General features: G+C 71.2%; 15 protein-coding genes and 1 tRNA gene. 8 read left to right on the top strand and 8 right to left on the bottom strand.

Going from position 1 to position 19,267, the window contains the following annotated elements; translation table 11 throughout:
- Positions 1-34: 34 nt before the first annotated feature.
- From EAO72_RS32975 to ligD, 3 genes are all read right to left on the bottom strand, one after another.
- The gene (locus EAO72_RS32975) at positions 35-370 is read right to left on the bottom strand and encodes a zinc ribbon domain-containing protein (RefSeq protein WP_148020716.1); all 336 of its coding nucleotides are present in this window, start codon (positions 368-370) and stop codon (positions 35-37) included.
- Entirely contained in the window at positions 367-2,499 is a 2,133-nt protein-coding gene (locus EAO72_RS32980) for a HEAT repeat domain-containing protein (RefSeq protein ID WP_148020717.1), read from the bottom strand. Before EAO72_RS32980 ends, EAO72_RS32975 begins: the two co-directional genes overlap by 4 nt.
- Before the next feature lie 147 nt (positions 2,500-2,646).
- Positions 2,647-3,543, bottom strand: a complete 897-nt coding sequence (ligD, locus tag EAO72_RS32985) for a non-homologous end-joining DNA ligase (RefSeq protein WP_148020718.1) — start codon at positions 3,541-3,543, stop codon at positions 2,647-2,649.
- 60 nt (positions 3,544-3,603) lie between these two features.
- On the opposite strand from ligD, the gene ku reads away from it, so the two are divergent.
- On the top strand, positions 3,604-4,773 hold the full coding sequence (gene ku / locus EAO72_RS32990; RefSeq protein ID WP_148020719.1) for a non-homologous end joining protein Ku: 1,170 nt from the start codon (positions 3,604-3,606) through the stop codon (positions 4,771-4,773).
- Between the two features lie 210 nt (positions 4,774-4,983).
- Here the strand turns inward: ku and EAO72_RS32995 are convergent, their stop codons facing one another.
- Positions 4,984-6,894: a S53 family peptidase gene (locus EAO72_RS32995; protein WP_187285411.1), complete on the bottom strand. Its 1,911-nt coding sequence runs from the start codon at positions 6,892-6,894 to the stop codon at positions 4,984-4,986.
- 485 nt (positions 6,895-7,379) lie between these two features.
- On the opposite strand from EAO72_RS32995, the gene EAO72_RS33000 reads away from it, so the two are divergent.
- Positions 7,380-8,675, top strand: a complete 1,296-nt coding sequence (locus EAO72_RS33000) for a serine hydroxymethyltransferase (RefSeq protein WP_261991706.1) — start codon at positions 7,380-7,382, stop codon at positions 8,673-8,675.
- Between the two features lie 42 nt (positions 8,676-8,717).
- On the opposite strand, the gene EAO72_RS33005 is transcribed toward EAO72_RS33000, so the two are convergent.
- Positions 8,718-8,921 carry a DUF397 domain-containing protein gene (locus tag EAO72_RS33005; RefSeq protein WP_148020721.1) on the bottom strand — a complete coding sequence of 68 codons (204 nt, stop codon included), beginning with the start codon at positions 8,919-8,921 and terminating at the stop codon, positions 8,718-8,720.
- A complete protein-coding gene (locus EAO72_RS33010; protein WP_148022182.1) occupies positions 8,918-9,712 on the bottom strand; it encodes a helix-turn-helix domain-containing protein in 795 nt (264 codons plus the stop codon). The genes EAO72_RS33005 and EAO72_RS33010 overlap by 4 nt, the downstream gene beginning before the upstream one ends.
- Before the next feature lie 384 nt (positions 9,713-10,096).
- Between EAO72_RS33010 and EAO72_RS33020 the strand changes: the two genes are divergently transcribed.
- On the top strand, positions 10,097-10,477 hold the full coding sequence (locus EAO72_RS33020; RefSeq protein ID WP_148020722.1) for a type II toxin-antitoxin system VapC family toxin: 381 nt from the start codon (positions 10,097-10,099) through the stop codon (positions 10,475-10,477).
- Between the two features lie 213 nt (positions 10,478-10,690).
- Here the strand turns inward: EAO72_RS33020 and EAO72_RS33025 are convergent, their stop codons facing one another.
- Together EAO72_RS33025 and EAO72_RS33035 are read right to left on the bottom strand one after the other, a co-directional pair.
- A complete protein-coding gene (locus EAO72_RS33025; RefSeq protein WP_187285301.1) occupies positions 10,691-12,805 on the bottom strand; it encodes a LamG domain-containing protein in 2,115 nt (704 codons plus the stop codon).
- Between the two features lie 520 nt (positions 12,806-13,325).
- Positions 13,326-13,397, bottom strand: a tRNA-Arg gene (locus tag EAO72_RS33035).
- 227 nt (positions 13,398-13,624) lie between these two features.
- On the opposite strand from EAO72_RS33035, the gene EAO72_RS33040 reads away from it, so the two are divergent.
- The 5 genes from EAO72_RS33040 to thrC all read left to right on the top strand — a co-directional run bounded on the left by EAO72_RS33040 (position 13,625) and on the right by thrC (position 19,120).
- Positions 13,625-14,038 carry a response regulator gene (locus tag EAO72_RS33040; RefSeq protein ID WP_148020724.1) on the top strand — a complete coding sequence of 138 codons (414 nt, stop codon included), beginning with the start codon at positions 13,625-13,627 and terminating at the stop codon, positions 14,036-14,038.
- Positions 14,039-14,093: 55 nt separating this feature from the next.
- Entirely contained in the window at positions 14,094-15,173 is a 1,080-nt protein-coding gene (gene nrtL, locus EAO72_RS33045) for an ArgS-related anticodon-binding protein NrtL (RefSeq protein WP_148020725.1), read from the top strand.
- Between the two features lie 21 nt (positions 15,174-15,194).
- The gene (gene lysA / locus EAO72_RS33050; protein WP_148020726.1) at positions 15,195-16,586 is read left to right on the top strand and encodes a diaminopimelate decarboxylase; all 1,392 of its coding nucleotides are present in this window, start codon (positions 15,195-15,197) and stop codon (positions 16,584-16,586) included.
- Positions 16,587-16,711: 125 nt separating this feature from the next.
- On the top strand, positions 16,712-18,043 hold the full coding sequence (locus EAO72_RS33055; protein ID WP_187285302.1) for a homoserine dehydrogenase: 1,332 nt from the start codon (positions 16,712-16,714) through the stop codon (positions 18,041-18,043).
- Positions 18,044-18,049: 6 nt separating this feature from the next.
- Positions 18,050-19,120, top strand: a complete 1,071-nt coding sequence (gene thrC, locus EAO72_RS33060) for a threonine synthase (protein WP_148020727.1) — start codon at positions 18,050-18,052, stop codon at positions 19,118-19,120.
- Positions 19,121-19,267 lie beyond the last annotated feature (147 nt).

The raw sequence follows: 19,267 nt of genomic DNA on the forward strand, positions 1-19,267 counted from the left end.
AGACCTTATTCGGAAGGAAGTCCTCTATGCGTATTTACTGCTGATAGGGGTTCTGGCCCTGCGTCTGGCCGTGCGAGCCCGGAGCGTGACCCGGCTGCTGCGGAGACTGGCCGAAGGGGTTACCGCCCTGCGCGGCCACGTGCTGGGCCAGCAGCTGATCGGCCTGCTCCTTGGGGATCTGCTGCTCCCCGCCGCAGAACGTGCACTGAGTCGCGTACTTCGTCGAGAAGGGGAACAGCGGCACGAAGAACAGCGTGAACTTCGTCACCCGCTTGCGCAGCGTGTGCGCCGCCGGGTTCCCGCACCAGCCGCAGACCAGCGTCAGGATCGCCAGTTGGTAGAGATAGCCTCGCGTACCGAAGATGATCATGTCGTGGGTTCCTTCCCCGAATTCCCCAGGAGCGCCCGGCGGCAGAGCGCCAGCAGCTTTTCGTCCTCGTACGTGTCATGGCTGCCGTACCCGCCGTCCATCGCGTTGTGACGGCGTACGGAGGCGAGTTCGGCGCGCAGCACGTGCGCCGCCTCCGACCCTGCACCAGCGGCCCCCGCCCGCGCCAGGCATTCGGCCACCCGAACCCGGACATGACGGTTCTGCTCCCAGGCCGCGAGGAGTACCGGAACGGACTCCTCGGCCCGGCCGGAAACCTCCCACAGAGCGATCGCCGCGTCCACCCGCAGCCACAGCTCCTCGTGCCGCAGCAGCGCCCGCAGCCGCGGCGCGGTCACCGCCGCGTGCGCGCCGAGCCGGCCCAGCGCGCTCGCCGCCGCCCGCCGCTCGCCCGCGTGATCCGCCTGAAGCCCCTCGATCAGGACCGGCAGCGCCGCCCCCGCGTCCCCGTCGACGGCCCAGAGCGCCTCGGCCGCCTCCGTGGCCCCCGCCGTCCCGGCGCGCCGGATCAGCGCCCGCAGCTCCGGGACCGCGCACTGCGCCGCGGGCCCGAACGAGCCGAGCGCCCGCAGCGCCGCCGTACGCAGCCACTCGCCCCGGTACTCCGGCGCCCCGCGCAGGATCCGCAGCACCTCGGGCGCCGCCTCGCCCGCCCGGAGCGCGGTCAGCCCGGCCAGCAGCGGGCTCGCCCGGTCGTACGCCTCCTCGTCCAGCCCGACCTCGCCCAGCCGGCGCCGCAGCACACCGGCCAGCGGCGCGGCCGCCGGCCCCAGATACCCGATGGCGAACCCCACGTCGTGCGGCACCTCGGGCCGCTCCAGCGCCGCCGCCAGCGCCGGTACCGCGCGCGCGTCGCCCAGCCGGGCCAGGGCCTTCACCGCGCTGCCGAGCCCCGGCGGCCCGCTCGCCCACTCCCTCACCCAGGCACCCGGATCGGCAGCCACGCGGGCCGCCAGCGCGTCGCCCGCGGGTGCGGCCAGGCCGAAGAGCTCCTCCAGGACGTGCGAGGCGGCCTCGGCCAGTTTCGGCTCGTCCGAGACCAGCTGATCGCCCACGAGCCGCACGAGCTCCCCGTAGGAACCGCGCCAGGCCCTGATCAGTCCGCTGCTCATCCGGACCGCGTCGATGCGCTGCCCCGGGTCGGGGCTGCACAGCTGATCGGTCAGCAGCGCCGTCCGCTCGGCGACCCGGTCGTCGAGACCGACGTGCAGCGTGCGCAGCAGAGCGGCCGTCCAGGGCGCCGCGCGACCTGCCCCGTCCTCGGCCGTCGGCGCCCGCAACTGCCCGACCAGGGTCATCGGCGCGGCCTCGGCGCAGCCGGGCTCCGCCGGTGCCCCGAGGACCCGGGACCCCGCCTCGGAGACCTCCGCCGCCCCGGGGGCCGAGCGCATCTGCCGCAGCAGACCCGCCACCACCCGCACCACATCGCCCGGCAGCGCATCGGGCGCGCATCGCGCCAGCTGGGCCAGGGCCGCCAGCCGCAGCCCCGGCGGGTTCGCCTCGGCGGCCAGCCGGCTCAGCCAGTCGGCGATCCGGCCGGCCAGCGGTCCATGGCGCAGCGCGACCCGGCCCGCGGCCTCGACCAGGGCGAGCCGCACCTCGTCGTCCGGTTCGATCGGCAGCCGCTCGCACAGCAGGGCCAGGACCCGGGCCGGACTGCCGTGCAGCGTGGCCAGCGCCAGCGGGGCGGAGACCCGCACCCCCGGATCCTCGTCGGCCATCAGGGCGAAGAAGACCCCGGCGCCCGCGCTGACGGCCGCCGCCGCCATCGCGTAGTTCGCCGCGCCCTCCGCGTCGTCCTCGGCCTCGGCCTCGCCGATGTCCTCCTCGTCGATGTCGATGCCGCCGATGCTGGTCAGCAGCTCGACGATGCCCCCGCGGTCCGGGACCAGCGGATCGACGACCAGCTCGAAGAGAAACGGGATGCAGGCGAGCGTGCAGGCGTAGACGTCGCCCTGGTGGTGGACCGCCCCGTACATGCCGTCCAGCGCGGCCTCGCGCTCCGACGGGTCGGCGGACGCCAGGCCGCGGAGCAGGGCCGGCACGTCGTCGGCAGGCCCGTAGGCATGCTCCATCGAGGCCCAGTCGACCTCGTCGATCCCCGCGAACACGCCATCGCCTCCCCACGGTTTCCCACGAAGCAGTGTCTTGCGCAGAGTGTGCACCACCGCTCGGACAATCCACCCGCCCCATGCCGCCTTTTGCTCTTGAACATGACAACACCTGCACCGATGCGGTATGTCCCGGCCACCGGACCCCTACAGGGTGTCCGGAATCGGCCGCCCCCGGTCCGGCTCGGTGAGCGGTGCGAGCAGATCGCCGTACCGGGCCAGCCGCTCCGCCATGGCACCGGCCAGGAAGACCAGCGCCCCGGGCCTGCGGCACGCCTCGATCTCCGCCCAGGTGACCGGCGCGGAGACGGCCGGCTCGGCCCGCGCCCGCAGGGTGTACGGGGTGGCGGTCGTCTTCGCCGCCGCGTTCTGGCTGAAGTCGACGAACACCTTGCCCGGCCGCAGCGCCCGCCTCATCCGGTGCACCACCAGATCCGGAAGCTTCTTCTCCGCCTCGACGGCGAGCGCCTTCGCGTACGCCGACACCCGCTCGGAGGGGGTGGGCTCCAGCGGGACGAGCAGATGCAGCCCCTTGGACCCGGACGTCTTCCCGTACGCCTCCAGCCCGTCCGCAGCCAGCCGCTCCCGCAGCCAGAGGGCGACGGTGCAGCACTCCACGACCGTCGCGGGCGCTCCCGGGTCCAGATCGAACACCATCCGGTCCGCCACCCCCGGCGCCTCGGCCCGCCACTGCGGGGTGTGGAACTCCACCACCAGATTGGCCGCCCACATCAGCGAGGCGAGGTCCTGGACGACAACCTGCCGGGCCTGCTCCTTCTCGTGGTGCGGCACCGGGGCGGTGTGTACCCAGGACGGCGTACCGGCCGGCGGGTTCTTGGTGAAGAACAGCTGCCCGTCCGGCCCGTCCGGATAGCGCAGGAAGGACAGGGGCCGGTCCCGCAGGTGAGGCAGCAGGACCTCGGCCGCGGTGGCCGCGTAGTAGTGCAGCACCTCGCCCTTGGTGGTGCCGGTGGCCGGGTACAGCACCTTGTCCAGGTTGCTGAGCGGCACCCGCCGCCCCTCCACCACGGTGATCGGCGTCATACGATAAGAATCACACGAAATACGGATCTGTACGGATATCACGCACGTAAGGGGTGACCGGTGAGGTCCATCTGGAACGGCGCCATCTCCTTCGGACTGGTCAGCATCCCGATCAAGCTGGTCAACGCCACCGAGAACCACTCGATCTCCTTCCGCCAGATCCACGCCGCCGACGGCGGCCGCATCCGCTACCGCAAGGTGTGCGAGCTGGACGGCGAGGAGGTGACCGCGTCCGACATCGGCAAGGCGTACGAGGACGCGGACGGCACGATGATCCCGATCACCGACGAGGATCTCGGTTCGCTCCCGCTGCCCACCGCCAAGACCATCGAGATCGTCGCCTTCGTGCCCGCCGACTCCATCGACCCGCTCCAGATGGACGCGGCGTACTACCTGTCCGCCAACGGGGTGCCGGCCGCCAAGCCCTACACCCTGCTGCGCGAGGCGCTCAAGCGGAGCCAGAAGGTGGCCCTCGCCAAGTACGCGCTGCGCGGGCGGGAGCGCCTGGGGATGCTGCGGGTGGTCGACGACGTGATCGCGATGCACGGACTGCTCTGGCCGGACGAGATCCGCGCGCCCGAGGGGGTCGCTCCGGAGAGCGACGTGTCGGTCCGCGACGCCGAGCTCGATCTGGCGGACGCGCTGATGGACACGCTCGGCGAGGTCGACATGGACTCGCTGCACGACGACTACCGCGAGGCGGTCGAGGAGCTCATCGCGGCCAAGGCATCCGGCGAGACCCTGGAGCCGCCCGAGACCGGCGGCGCCGGTGGCGGCAAGGTCATCGACCTCCTCGCGGCCCTGGAGAGCAGTGTCCGGGCGGCGAAGGAGGCGCGCGGCGAGGACGGGGACGAGAAGGACGGGGACGAGAAGGACGGGGCGGACGAGGAGAAGGCGTCCGTCACCTCGCTCTCGGACCGCAAGCCCTCCGCCTCCACCACGCACAGGACGCCCACGGGCAAGTCGGTGTCGCGTACCTCGTCGTCCGGCGGCGGGACCCGGAAGACGGCCTCCTCGCCCAAGTCCTCGGGAGCGAAGAAGTCCACCGCGAGTTCGGGCAAACCGGCGGCGAAGAAGGCCGCGTCCGGCAGCCGGTCCGGCGCGAAGAAGACCGCGTCCAAGGCGGGCGCGACCAAGAGCACCACGTCCAAGAGCACGACGACCAAGAAGACGGCGGCCAAGAAGCAGAGCGGCACGAAGACGGCCTCCCGCAAACGGGCTTCCGCATGACGAGGCTGCCGGCCCCGTGAACGGGCTTCCGCGCGACGAAGTGGGCCTGCCGTGCACGGGCTTCCGCGTGACGAAGTCGGCTTGCCCTGCACGGGCTTCCGCGTGACGGAGCCGGCCCCGCGAACGGGCCTGGCATGACGAAGCCGGCCGTCACGGGGCTGTATCCCCGCGACGGCCGGCGGCGCGCACATCCCGTCCCGTACCGCCGCTTCAGCGCCTGCGGTACGAGCTCACATAGCCGGAGGCCGGCGTGCCGACACCCGTCACGTCGTCGTACCCCCGCACCGCCGACAGCGAGGCGTCCTTGCCGAGGCTGCGCACCGAGGTCCGCAGGCCGTCCGCCGCGTCTGCCCCGTTGACGAAGTCCACCCGGGCGACCGCCAGGTCACGCCCCGCACCCAGCGGGTGGTCCGTCACGTCGTGGTACGCCTTCGAGTCGTAGCGGGAGTAGATCGCCGGGTTGGCGAAACCGATCGGGCGCCCGTGCTGCGCCTGCTGCGCCAGGGCCTGGACACCGGCGATGACCGGCGCCGCCAGCGACGTACCGCCGATGCGGTACTCGTCGTAGCCCAGCGATCCGTCCGGCAGCGTCTGCGTCTGGCCCACCAGGAAGCCGGTGTTCGGGTCCGCGACGGCAGCGATGTCGGGGGCGGTCCGCATCCGGGTCGTCCCGTTCGCCTTCGCCAGCGAGTCCGGCACGATGCCGCGCTGGTAGAACGGCTGCTTCACCGTGGAACTGGTGCCGCCGCCCGCGCCCGAGGTGTACGCCCCGGGGAAGCCCGTCCAGCTCCTGCCGTCCGCCGCCAGCGGAGCGTTCAGCGTGCCCCAGCCGGTCTCCCACTGGTACGTGTCGTGCTTGCCGACCGCCAGCGACGTACCGCCGACCGAGGTCACCCAGGCGGAGTTGGACGGGACGTCGATCTGCTTGGTGCCGGTCGACGCGACGTTGTCGCCGTCGTCGCCCGAGGAGAAGTAGAAGCCGATACCCTCGACCGCGCCCATTTTGAACACCTGGTCGTAGGCGAGCGCCAGGTCGGGGGTCTGGTTGGCCTCGATGTCGCCCCAGGAGTTGGAGACGATGTCGGCGAGCCGGTGGTCGACGACCTTGTTCAGCGAGTCCAGCAGGTCGTTGTCGTAGCAGGACGCGCCGCCCACGTACACGATGTCCGCGGCGGGCGCGACGGCGTGCACGGCTTCGACGTCGAGGGTCTCCTCGCCGTACCAGCCGGAGGCCCCGCACTCCTCGGTCTTCGTGTAGTCGTCCGGCAGTACCTGGCTGAGCTGCCCGCGCCGGTAGGGCGCGTCGCCGTTGCGCTTCGCGTACTCCGCGGCGTCCTTGGCGATGGTGGGCGAGGCGTACGCGTCCGTGATCGCGACGGTGACGCCCTTGCCGGTGTAGCTCCCGGCCCCGTACGCGGCACGCAGCTGCTTGCCGGTGTACCCCTTGACGGCGTACGGCACCTTGGCGCCGTACGCGCTCGGCAGGGTGGAGGCGGTCTTCGACCCGAAGTACGAGGAGAACGGCCCGGAGTTGCGGAACACCGCGTCCGGCGGTGGCAGTACCTCGTCGTGACTCGACCGGTGCGGCGCGTTGTCCAGACCCGAGACGGCCAGCACGGCGTCGCTCAGCGCGGCGGGCACGGAGGCCGTGGCGGCGGGCGCGCGGTAAGTGCGGCTGCCCTTGCGGTAGTTCCGCAGCTGGGTGCCGAACGCCTTCTCGGCCTGCCCCACTTCGCCGGTGGCCGAAACGTAGTGCTGGTTGGCACCGGTGACGGTCAGCCCACTGGCCTCCAGCCACTGGCTGACCCGGTCGATCTGGTCCCGGGTGGCCCCGAACCGCGCCTGCGCCTGTGCGGCGCTCAGGTACTTCCCGTACGAGGGTGACTGCGGGTCCGAGACGGCGGCCGCGTAGGCGGCCAGCCCCTTCGCGTCCCGTCCGGCGAGGTGGATCCGGACGGCGACCTTTCCGCTGTCGGCCGTGGCCCCCTGATCGGCCGAGGCGGTGGCCCAGGCCGGCTTGGTGCCCTGCAGCGCGTCCCGGCCGCCCGGCGCGGCATCCGCGCTGGCGTCGGTTATCCCGAAGGCGAGCGCACCGGCGAGCAGTGGCAGCGTCGCCGCCATGCTCAGCGCGGCGCGTCGTCGGGTGCGGCTGATTCTCAAAACAACCCCCTGCGATGTGGGTCTCGCGTGTGGCGCATGTGCCGAATGTTGTGCACATGTAATGCGCCACTCTGGCGAGGAACGCCTCATGTAGGGGGCATGCAATGACCAAGAATGGGCCAAAGGCTGCTCAACGCGGGGGAGTTCGCGCCGATTGGCCGAGGATCGGACCTTGTCGACGGGTGACTCCCGATAGATCCGGATGATTCCGGGCGCCCGCCGCGCCGGCCGCCTCCCCGTCCTGACGGAATTCCGGGCCCATGACCCCGCCGCCCAGTAGGGTACGAATCGCTGCGACTGGCGCGCGCCCCTGCCGGGGTGCTCAGTGGAATCGACCACGAGGGAGCGGCACACCCCGGGCCCGCCCGGGGCGTCATCTCCGGAGAGCCGTCCGCCTGGGCATCCGGGTCAACGCCGCGGCAACGCGGCCGACCCGGGAGGACCCCGTGACAGTGACCGCATCCGCATCCGCACCCTCGAACCACCGCCACCGCGCTCTGGCGGCAGCCGATCCGGAACTCGCCGCGCTGGTGGCCGCCGAGGAACAGCTCCAGGCCGACACCCTCCGTCTGATCCCCAGCGAGAACTACGTCTCCGCGGCCGTGCTCGAAGCGTCCGGCACGGTCCTCCAGAACAAGTACTCCGAGGGTTACCCCGGCAAGCGGTACTACGAGGGCCAGCAGATCATCGACCAGGTCGAGACCCTCGCCGTCGACCGGGCCAAGGCGCTCTTCGGCATGGACCACGCCAACGTCCAGCCGTACTCGGGCTCACCGGCCAACCTCGCCGTCTACCTGGCCTTCCTCAAGCCCGGCGACACCGTGCTCGGCATGTCACTCCCGATGGGCGGCCACCTGACCCACGGCTGGGGCGTCTCCGCCACCGGCACCTGGTTCAACGGCGTCCAGTACGGGGTACGGCGCGACACCGGCCGCGTCGACCTGGACGAGGTCCGCGACCTGGCCCTCGCCGAGCGCCCCAAGCTGATCTTCTGCGGCGGCACGGCCGTCCCCCGCGCGATCGACTTCGCCGGCTTCGCCGAGATCGCCCGCGAGGTCGGCGCGGTCCTGGTCGCGGACATCGCCCACATCGCGGGCCTGATCGCCGGCGGCGCGCACCCCTCGCCGGCCCCACACGTGGACGTGGTCTCCACCACCACCCACAAGACGCTGCGCGGCCCGCGCGGCGCGATGCTGCTGAGCCGGGCCGAGTACGCCCGCGCCCTCGACCGCGCCGTCTTCCCCGGCCTCCAGGGCGGCCCGCACAACCAGACGACGGCGGCCATCGGCGTGGCGCTCCGCGAAGCCGCCGCACCGGACTTCCGCACCTACGCCCACGACGTGGTGACCAACGCCCGCGCCCTGGGCGAGGAACTGGCGGCCCGCGGCTTCGATCTGGTCTCGGGAGGCACGGACAACCACCTCCTCCTGATCGACCTCACGAACAAGGACGTCCCCGGCAAGACGGCGGCCAAGGCCCTGGACCGCGCCGGCATCGTCGTCAACTACAACACCGTCCCGTACGACACCCGGAAGCCCTTCGACCCCTCGGGCATCCGCATCGGTACCCCGGCCCTGACGTCACGGTCCATCCCCGCGTCGGAGATGGCCACCGTCGCCGCCTGGATCGACCGCGTGGTCGATGCCGCCCGCACCGGCGACGAGTCCGCCGTCACGAAGGTCCGCGCCGAGGTGAAGGCCCTGATGGACGGCTACCCGGCACCGGGGCTGCGGGTGGGGTGACCCCGGCGGGGGCAGTGCGCTACCGGGCTGCCCCCGGCCGGCTCAGCCGAGCTCGGCGACGAACGCGCGCCAGGCGTCGGACCCGAAGGCGATCACGGGGCCGGCGGGGCGCTTGCTGTCGCGGACGGGGGTGAGGTGGGGGATGTTGTCGGCGACTTCGACGCACTCGTTGTTGCCACCGCTGTACGTGCTGGTGCGCCACCGCGCGCCTGAGAGGTCCGGCGTGTTGGGGTGTGCGCTCTTCATGTCGTGTGCTCCTTGGCCCGGCGGTGGATGACAGCGCGGGACTCTGTCGGAGAGAGCGCGGACGTGCGCGCGGCGTCGAACAGATCCTGGTAACGGGAGACGTCCTCTTCCCGCTCCAACCACATGGAGCCCGACGGGTTGTCGGCCAGCACCACGTCGAGAGCCCCCTCTTCGGGAAAACCCAGCACTACGTAAGGGCCGAACATACTCGCATGGGCTCCACGGGAGAACGGCAGTACCTGGACCGTCACGTTGGGGTTCTCGGAGCTGGCCAACAAGTGCTCCAGCTGAGCCTTCATGACCTCTGCGCCCCCGACCTGCTGGAGAAGGACAGCCTCGGAGAGTACCGCCCAGACGTGCAAGGGTTGTTCGCCCGCCAGACGTTCCTGACGGGCCAGCCGTACCTGGACGAACTTGTCGATCTCATCCGCCGTCTCCCACTGTCGGGAAGCCACGGTCACAGCCCGGATGTACTCGGGGGTCTGTAGCAGTCCGGGGACGAGCTGTGCCTGGAAGGTGCGGATCGAGCCTGCCATCGCTTCCAGCGCGATGTAGTCCCGGTAGGTATCGGCGAGGACAGACCCGTACTGGTTCCACCACCCCTCCCGGCGCCTGCGGTTGGCCTTGCGGGCCAGTGCGCCGAGGCGATCGCAGAGCTCCTGGTCGGACACCTCGAACGCATGCAACATCGCGGTCAGGTCAGGAAGTCGTACCGCGACGCGGCCGTTCTCAATGCGGCTGATCTTGCCTTTGGTGCAGTCGAGCGCCTCTGCTGCCTGGGCGGTGGTCAGCACGGGCACTGGCTCCGGCCGGCCGGGCGGGCTCACCGTGAAGACGTTCTGGAAGAGGCTGCTCCGGCGCGTGGCGCCCGACCGTGCGCCCCGCTTCACGGGCACGCTGACGCAGGTGCTCGACGGGCGCCCCGTCGTGATCGGCGACGCCGCCCGGCCGGCGCCGAGAACGCCGGCGCCGAGAACGCCGGCGCCGAGAACGCCGGCGCCGAGAACGCCGGCGCCGAGAACGCCGGCGCCGAGAACGCCGACGCCGAGAACGCCGGCGCCGCCACGGCCGCAGGTGCGGCGGCCGGGCCTGGGCTCGCTCCGGGGCCGTATCCGTATCCCCGCCGCCTTCGACTACGCGCACGCCTCGGTGGCCGACGCTCTGGGGATGCGCTGATGCGGCTTCTGCTCGATACGACCGTGGTGATGTGGTGGATCGCGGACGCGCCTCAACTGTCCGCCTCGGTCAAGGAACTCCTCGAAACGGAACCGGCCATGTACGTCAGCGCGGTGTCGCCCTGGGAGATCACCGTCAAGCAGTTCCTCGGCACCTTCGAAGGCCCCGGAGACCTGGTCGAGCAGGTAAGGGATCTGGACTTCAGGAGCCTGCCCCTCGCGGCCGCCCACGGGGTTCGGGCAGGCCGGCTGCCGATGGTGCACACGGACCCCTTCGACCGGCTCCTGATCGCGCAGGCGCAGGCGCAGGCGGAAGGAATCACCCTGGTCACCCGGAACCGCTGGATCCCGCAGTACGACGTACCGGTGCTATCGGTCTGACCCTGCACGCCCGCCCGGGATCGCCGTGTGGGACGACGACAAAGAACCGGACCGACTCACTCGCGATCTGTGACACACGACGACAACGGCTGAGCTGCAACGACGATGGACCCGGACACACTGTCCGGGTCCATCGTCGTTTCCGCGCGCAAGCTGTCGGACAGCCGGGGCTCCGACCTCTGGATTCAGAACGGACGGATCAGAACGGACGGATCAGCACAGGCAGGGATTCGTACCCCAGCCCAGGCTGGATACGTCCCTGTCCCGCAGCGCACCGGAGTAGGCCTGCACTTCGTCCACATCGCCATGGAGGTACTCGCCCCATCCGTCACCGGCTTTGGTCCGGCCGATCTGGAGGTCACCGGTGCTGTGCCAGCCGTTGGGGAGGGGCGCGGTCGCTTCAGCGTTGGTGTAGCCGTCGAGGTAGAGCTTGATCGTGTCGGTCCCGTCGTCGTAGATCACGGCGAGACGATGGCCCTGGCCCTCGCCGCCGTCCGCGCCCGCGATCCGGGACACCACCTTCTCGGGAGATCCGGCCTCGTCCTTCTCCGGCATCACGAGTTGCCAGGTGTGCGTGGACGGCTCGTAGCGCACCTTGAACGCGTTGGTGTGCTCGCCGGCCTGCGAGAGCACGGTCATCGGGTGGGCCGGCGCGGAGTCCGCGAGGCGCACGACGACGCCGAGGGTGAAGCTGTCGCCGGTGTCCACGACCGGTCCGTCGGCAGCGGCGTACCCGGTCTCGCCGTCCAGGCGCATATGCCCGTCGCCGACGAGCGGCGGCGGCACGTAGGTGCAGTCGGGGTCGATCTCCGGGATGCAGGAGTTGTCGGAGCCCCGGTAGATCGAAGCTCCCGTGCCGAGCCGCAGCGGCACGCCGTCCGACTGTTCGGGGCTCGCGCCGTCTGTCGCGTCGTCCATCGACCAGTGACCGAGCAGCTTCGGCTTGCGCAGTGCCAGTTCGGATACCTCGCCCGGTACCACGACCCGGTCGTGGACCCGTACGTCGCCGATGTCACCGTGCCACCGGTCGCGGTAGCCGGTAGTCCCACGGGCTCGTCCGATCTGGAACGCGCCGGCCGCCTCCGCGGGAGTCGCCTCCGCCGCGGTGCCGACCTCCTGGCCGTTGACGTACAACTGCGCGCGACCTGTCTCCGCGTCGTACAACCCCAGCAGATGGGCCCACTCGCCCGTCTCGGGCGTACCACCGGACACCCGTGCGCCCCCGATCGCGAACGACCAGACAGGGCCGGGGTCCTGGCTGCGCATCCCGAGGCCGAAGCCGGGCTTCCCGTCCGCGTCCTGGCTGGCGACGGTCATGGTCCGGCCGGTTTCGGCGGGCCGCGCCCAGGCGCTGATGGCGAAGGACGTGCGGATGTCGGTGGCCGGGGCGTCCGTGGTGAGGAAGCCGTGGCCGCTGCCGTCGAGGCCGACCGTGGCGGTGGTTCCTGTGCCCGCAGGCGCCGGGCCGCCGAAGGTCACGCCGGTGCCGGCACGGGCGACGCTGCCCGTCTCGGCATGGGCCGTGCGGGAGCCTGCCGGGTCGTCCAGCTTCCAGCGAGCGACAGGGGCACGCCCGTTCTGCACGTTGAAGTCGTACGACGAACTACCGCTGCTTCGGCCCGCCCGGTCGAGTGCGCGGACCGTCAGCCGCTGGGGACCTGCAGTGAGCGGCAGGTACGGAACGGTCACAGCTGCGCCCGGCCGCTCGGCGGAGACGGTCCCGTATGGGCCGCCCAGGAAGCCGTACGCGTACGCCACCACGTCGTCCGAGGGCGAGTCCATGGTGAAGTGGCCGTAGACGCCCACCCCGTCCACCCAGAACACGTCCTCGGGGTTGGGGTATTCGGGGGAGCTGATCGTCGCCTTCTCAGGATTCACGTCGTCGTACACGAACGAGCAGACCGAGCCGTCGCCCTCATCGCTCCATGCGGAGGTCGCCTCGCCGTCGTTCGCGCGGACGTGCCAGGACACGACCGTGTTCGCCGGGATGTCGTCCGGCATCGTCCAGTTGAAGCGCACCCCCGACGACAAGGTGATGGTGGTGTAGGTACGACGCTGCTCAACTCCTGCTGCGTCCGTCCACCAGGTTTCGAACTCGCCCTTGACCGGGCTGGATTCGGAGGGCTGGTTGTCCTCCTCCGGGTCGTACAGCAGGGCGCTGAGCCTGGGTGACTCCGGGACGTATGGCGTGTCGTCGCCGGTGCCGCAGGCTTTGCCCTCCGTCTGGAGGTCCTGGATCAGCGGCTGCTTCGGCGGCAGGTTGTCCACCGCATTCGCCGTACCGGCAGACGTGGCGAGCAGCGCTGCCGCGCAACTCCCCACCACCATCCGTCTGTATCTGACCGTTCTTCCGAACCTGGTCAATGTCCCCCCCTGTAAGTGTTTGAGCCTCGTGGATCACACGAGCGCATGAAGCTAACAGAGATGTCTGACAACGCAGACGAGGATTTCTCCCCTTCGCTCAGCTGGTAGCGGGTAGCAGCTCCGGTAGAACGATGAGTCGTCCGGCGGTGACCAGAGGGTGGTCGGGGCCCGGTGACCTGTTCCAGCTCGGCACGGCCGAGGACGGTCGGCTCTTCGCCAACGAGCCTGGGGGAGTCCTCGGCTCCACCAGCTACTGGTGGGTGCCGCAGGAGGCCAGGCCGTTCGCACCAGGATCGAGAAGTCCATGGGGTGGGGTGAGGGGATCGGCCAGTAGGCGTGCGGCGGTCATGAAAACCCACTCGCCACTCACTCGCGATCAGTAGTGGACAACGACAGAGAGCCGGACCCAGTGACACTGGGTCCGGCTCTCGAAGTCTGGCACTTTCGCCTGCTCAGCGGCTTGATCGCGCTGTTCTGGCGGAAGTGCCCCCGGCAGGATTCGAACCTGCGCACCCGGCTCCGGAGGCCGATGCTCTATCCCCTGAGCTACGGGGGCGTATCGCTGTGCTGCTCTGCGACGGGTGAAACACTACCAGCTTCCACCGGGTGCCCGTGAACAGGTATTTCCGCGTCGCCACCGAGCGGCCGTACGCCCCGCACGGCCGCTCGCACGCACATCCGGCCACACCCCGCCCCATCCGTCCGGGGGCGGAAGTGGGCAAAACCCGGACGCAGCCACGGGGCCCCGCCTACTCTCGAAGAGTGTCAGGGGCATGCGGCCGCGTGCTTGTTGTCGACGACAACAAGGTCATCCGGCAGTTGATCAGGGTCAATCTCGAGCTGGAGGGCTTCGAGGTCGTGACCGCGGCCGATGGTGTCGAGTGTCTGGATCTCGTGCACCGGGTCAGCCCCGATGTGGTCACGCTCGACGTCGTGATGCCCCGGCTGGACGGTCTCCAGACGGCCACCAGGCTGCGTTCCGACCCGCGCACCCGGCATCTGCCCGTGGCGATCATCAGCGCGTGCACGCCGTACGAGGTGGACAACGGGGTCGCGGCGGGCGTCGACGCGTTCCTGGCGAAGCCCTTCGAGCCGAGCGAGCTGGTGCGGGTCGTACGGCAGTTGCTGGAGCGCGGGCGGCCGCCGGTGCTCGACGGCAGGCAGGGGGCCGGACGGGCGGAGAGCGCCGCCGGGTGACCGGATGGCGAAACGCGTTGGCGAAAGGCCCCCCTTTCTCCCATACGCTTGTCCCGTGACCCCCGCCGATCTCTCCCGGACCGTGCTGCGCGCCGTGCGCCGCGCGGTCGACGAGAACGCTTTGCGCGCGCCCGTGCCCGCGCGCGTGCGAGTGGAGAGGACACGGCCCGGGGGACGCGGTGACTACGCCAGCGCCGTCGCGCTCCAGCTGGCCGGGCCCGCCGCCCTGTCCGCGCGGGAAGTGGCCGAGATCCTGCGGGAACGGGTCGCCGGGGCGCCCGGCATCGGGCGGGTCGAGATCACCGGGCCCGGATTCCTGAACTTCACGCTCGACGCCTCCGCCGACGCGTACGGGGCGCTGCTGTCCCGGGTGCGCGCGCAGGGGCCGCGGTACGGGCACGGCGACGCGCTCGCCGGTGACCTGCTGCGATTCAGCCACGCACGCGAGGTCCGGGCGGCCGTCACCGCCGACGCGGTGGGCAGGCTCGCACGGGCGCAGGGCGCGCGCGTACGCATCGGCTGCGACGGGGGACCCGACCCGGACTGGGCGCGGCTCGGCATCACCGTGGAGGCCGGGGAACCCGTCCCCACGGAGATACGGCCCGTCCCCGCCGGCGCCACCGCGGCCGAGCTGCTCGACCGGCTCGGGCCCGACGCGGCCCGCTGGGGTCTGCTGCGGCCCGCCGGGCACGACCGGGCGTCCCTCGGCGACGACCTCCTCGTCCAGGGCGAGGGCAACCCCCTGTTCCTGGTCCGCTACGCACACGCCCGCGCCCACGCGCTGACACGCGGCGCCGCACTCCTCGGTTTCACGAGCGGTTTCACGAGCACGCCCGGCCGGGAGGCCACCGACCTCGCCGGCGACGCGGCGGACGCCCTCCTCGCGCTCCTCGCCGACCACCCCGCCGCGCTGCTCGCCGCCGCACGCCATCGCGCTCCCGACCGCCTCGCCCGGCAGCTCGAAGCCGTCGCGCACGCCCTCCTCGACTTCCACGACGCCGCCTCACCGCTTCCCGTCGGGGACGAGAAACCCTCGGCCGCCCACCGCTCCCGGCTCGCCCTCGCCGAAGCCGCCGGGACGGTGCTGGCCGGTGGCCTGTCCCTGCTCGGTGTCAGCGCACCCGAACACCTCTGAGAGACCCGAGAGAGCATCACGATGAGCCGATCCGCACACCCCGCCGGGCCCCGTCACGCCGACGTCATGACGGAGGGCCACTACAGCGCCCCCGCCGAAGACCTCAACGTCCTGGACGAGAAGGTCTGGGCCCGCACGGTCACCCGGGACGAGCACGGCGCCCTGACCGTCGGCGGGATCGAAGTCGCCCGGCTGGCCGAGGAGTTCGGCACCCCGGCCTACTTCCTCGACGAGTCCGACTTCCGCGCCCGCTGCCGCGCCTGGTCCGACGCCTTCGGACCGGGCGCCGACGTCTTCTACGCCGGCAAGGCCTTCCTCTCCCGTGCCGTCGTGCGCTGGCTCCGGGAGGAAGGGCTCAACCTCGACGTCTGCTCCGGCGGCGAGCTGACCACCGCGCTGGACGCCGGGATGCCGGCCGAGCGCATCGCCTTCCACGGCAACAACAAGACCGTCGACGAGATCGAGCGGGCCGTCTCGGCCGGTGTCGGCCGGATCGTGCTCGACTCCTTCCAGGAGATCGTCCGCGTCGCCCACATCGCGCAGCGCCTCGGCCGGCGCCAGCCCGTACAGATCCGGGTGACCGTCGGCGTCGAGGCGCACACCCACGAGTTCATCGCCACCGCGCACGAGGACCAGAAGTTCGGCATCGCGCTGGCCGACGGTCAGGCCGCCGAGGCCGTCCGGCGGGCGCTGACCCTGGACGGGCTCGAACTCATCGGGATCCACTCCCACATCGGCTCGCAGATCTTCGACATGGCGGGCTTCGAGGTCTCCGCCCGCCGCGTGGTGCAACTGCTGGCCGAGGTGCGCGACGAGCACGGCGTCGAACTGCCCGAGATCGACCTCGGCGGCGGCCTCGGCATCGCGTACACCTCCGACGACGACCCGCGCGAGCCGCACGAGATCGCCAAGGCGCTCGGCGACATCGTCACCCGCGAGTGCGAGGCCGCCGGTCTCGCCACGCCCCGAATCTCCGTCGAGCCCGGCCGCGCCATCGTCGGCCCCACGGCCTTCACGCTGTACGAGGTCGGCACCATCAAGCCCCTGGAGGGGCTGCGTACGTACGTCAGCGTCGACGGCGGCATGTCGGACAACATCCGCACCGCGCTGTACGACGCCGAGTACAGCGTCGCCCTCGTCTCGCGGACCTCGGACGCCGAACCGATGCTCGTGCGGGTCGTCGGCAAGCACTGCGAGAGCGGTGACATCGTGGTCAAGGACGCGTTCCTGCCGTCCGACCTGGCCCCCGGCGACCTGATCGCGGTCCCCGCGACCGGTGCGTACTGCCGCTCGATGGCGAGCAACTACAACCACGCCCTGCGTCCGCCGGTCGTCGCCGTGCGCGACGGACAGGCCCGGGTCATCGTCCGGCGCGAAACGGAGGAAGATCTTCTGCGTCTCGACGTCGGATGACGCCGTATTTCCGGGCGGATACCACCGGAACCCGCTAAACATCTCAGGATCCGGACGGGTGGCGGAAACGCCCGTCCGGTGAGTGAGACTGGTTCACACATCAGATGTAAAGGAAACGAGGTCGGATGATGCGTACGCGTCCGCTGAAGGTGGCGCTGCTGGGCTGTGGAGTGGTCGGCTCAGAGGTGGCCCGCATCATGACGACGCACGCCGACGACCTCGCCGCGCGCATCGGCGCACCGGTGGAGCTCGCCGGCGTCGCCGTGCGCCGGCCCTCGAAGGTCCGCGAGGGCATCGACCCCGCGCTGATCACCACCGATGCGACCGCCCTGGTCAAACGGGGCGACATCGACGTCGTCATCGAGGTCATCGGGGGCATCGAGCCGGCCCGCACGCTCATCACCACCGCCTTCGAGCACGGCGCGAGCGTCGTCTCCGCCAACAAGGCCCTGCTCGCCGAGGACGGCGCCGCCCTGCACGCCGCCGCCGAGCAGCACGGCCGGGACCTCTACTACGAGGCCGCCGTGGCCGGTGCCATCCCGCTCGTACGGCCGCTGCGCGAGTCCCTCGCCGGCGACAAGGTCAACCGGGTCCTCGGCATCGTCAACGGCACCACGAACTTCATCCTCGACAAGATGGACACCAGCGGCGCCGGATACTCCGAGGCGCTCGACGAGGCCACCGCCCTCGGATACGCCGAAGCGGACCCGACCGCCGACGTCGAGGGCTTCGACGCCGCGGCCAAGGCCGCGATCCTCGCCGGAATCGCCTTCCACACCCGGGTGAGGATCGGCGACGTGCACCGCGAGGGCATCACCGAGGTCACCGCCGCGGACATCGCCTCCGCCCGCCGCATGGGCTGCACCGTCAAGCTCCTCGCGATCTGCGAGCGGGCCGCCGACGGCCAGTCCGTCACGGCCCGCGTGCACCCCGCGATGATCCCGCTCAGCCACCCGCTGGCCTCCGTCCGCGAGGCGTACAACGCGGTGTTCGTCGAGGCCGAGGCCGCCGGGCAGCTGATGTTCTACGGCCCCGGCGCCGGTGGCGCGCCGACCGCCTCCGCCGTTCTCGGCGACCTCGTGGCCGTCTGCCGCAACAAGCTCAACGAGGCCCCCGGGCCCGGAGAGTCCGCGTACACGCGTCTGCCGGTGAGCCCCATGGGCGACGTCGTCACGCGGTACCACATCAGCCTCGACGTGGCCGACAAGCCTGGCGTACTCGCCCAGGTCGCGACGGTCTTCGCCGAACAGGGCGTGTCGATCGACACGGTCCGCCAGCAGAGCCGGAATTCGAGCAGCGGCGACGAAGCCGGTATCGAACAGGACGGCGGCGAGGCCTCCCTCGTCGTCGTCACCCACCGCGCGCCCGACGCCGCCCTCTCCGGGACCGTCGAGGCGCTGCGCAAGCTCGACACCGTGCGCGGTGTCGCCAGCATCATGCGTGTTGAAGGGGAGTAAGGACCCATGACCACCAAGGGCACCCACCAGTGGCGCGGCATCATCGAGGAGTACCGGGACCGTCTTCCGGTCACGAGCACGACGCCCGTCGTCACGCTCCGTGAGGGCGGCACGCCGCTCGTTCCCGCTCAGGTCCTCTCCGAGCGCACGGGCTGCGAGGTGCACCTCAAGGTCGAGGGCGCCAACCCCACCGGGTCCTTCAAGGACCGCGGTATGACGATGGCCATCACCCGGGCCAAGGAGGAGGGCGCGCAGGCCGTCATCTGCGCCTCCACCGGCAACACCTCCGCCTCCGCCGCCGCGTACGCGGTACGGGCCGGAATGGTCTGCGCCGTCCTCGTGCCGCAGGGCAAGATCGCACTCGGCAAGATGGGCCAGGCGCTCGTCCACGGCGCCAAGATCCTCCAGGTCGACGGCAACTTCGACGACTGCCTGACGCTGGCCCGCCAGCTCTCGGACAACTATCCCGTGGCGCTGGTCAATTCGGTCAACCCGGTGCGTATCGAGGGCCAGAAGACCGCCGCCTTCGAGATCGTCGACGCGCTCGGCGACGCCCCGGACATCCACGTCCTCCCGGTCGGCAACGCGGGCAACATCACCGCGTACTGGAAGGGATACACGGAGTACGCCGGGGACGGCCTGTCCACGCACAAGCCGCGGATGTGGGGCTTCCAGGCCTCCGGTTCCGCGCCCATCGTGCGCGGCGAGATCGTCAAGGACCCGTCGACCATCGCCACCGCGATCCGGATCGGCAACCCGGCCTCCTGGCAGTTCGCGCTCAACGCGCGGGACGAGTCGGGCGGCTTCATCGACGAGGTGACGGACCGCCAGATCCTGGCGGCCTACCGCCTGTTGGCCTCGCAGGAGGGCGTCTTCGTGGAGCCCGCGTCGGCCGCATCCGTCGCCGGTCTGCTCAAGGCCGCCGAAGAGGGCAAGGTCGACCCCGGCCAGAAGATCGTCTGCACGGTCACCGGCAACGGCCTGAAGGACCCGGACTGGGCCGTCGCCGGCGCCCCCCAGCCGGTCACCGTCCCGGTCGACGCGGTCACCGCCGCCGAGAAGCTGGGCCTCGCGTAGCCGTACCCCGCCCCAGGGCGGCCGCACCCCCGGACCGGACGACGGACCCCGGGTGCGGCCGCGGTGACGGCTCATCGGAAAGCAGCTCAAACGCCTCTTTCAGGGGCAGAGAGCGCATCGAAGGGGTGCGACACGCATCGTGCGCCT

The organism is Streptomyces sp. OR43 (genome assembly GCF_008042275.1).
Taxonomy (GTDB): Bacteria; Actinomycetota; Actinomycetes; order Streptomycetales; family Streptomycetaceae; genus Streptomyces.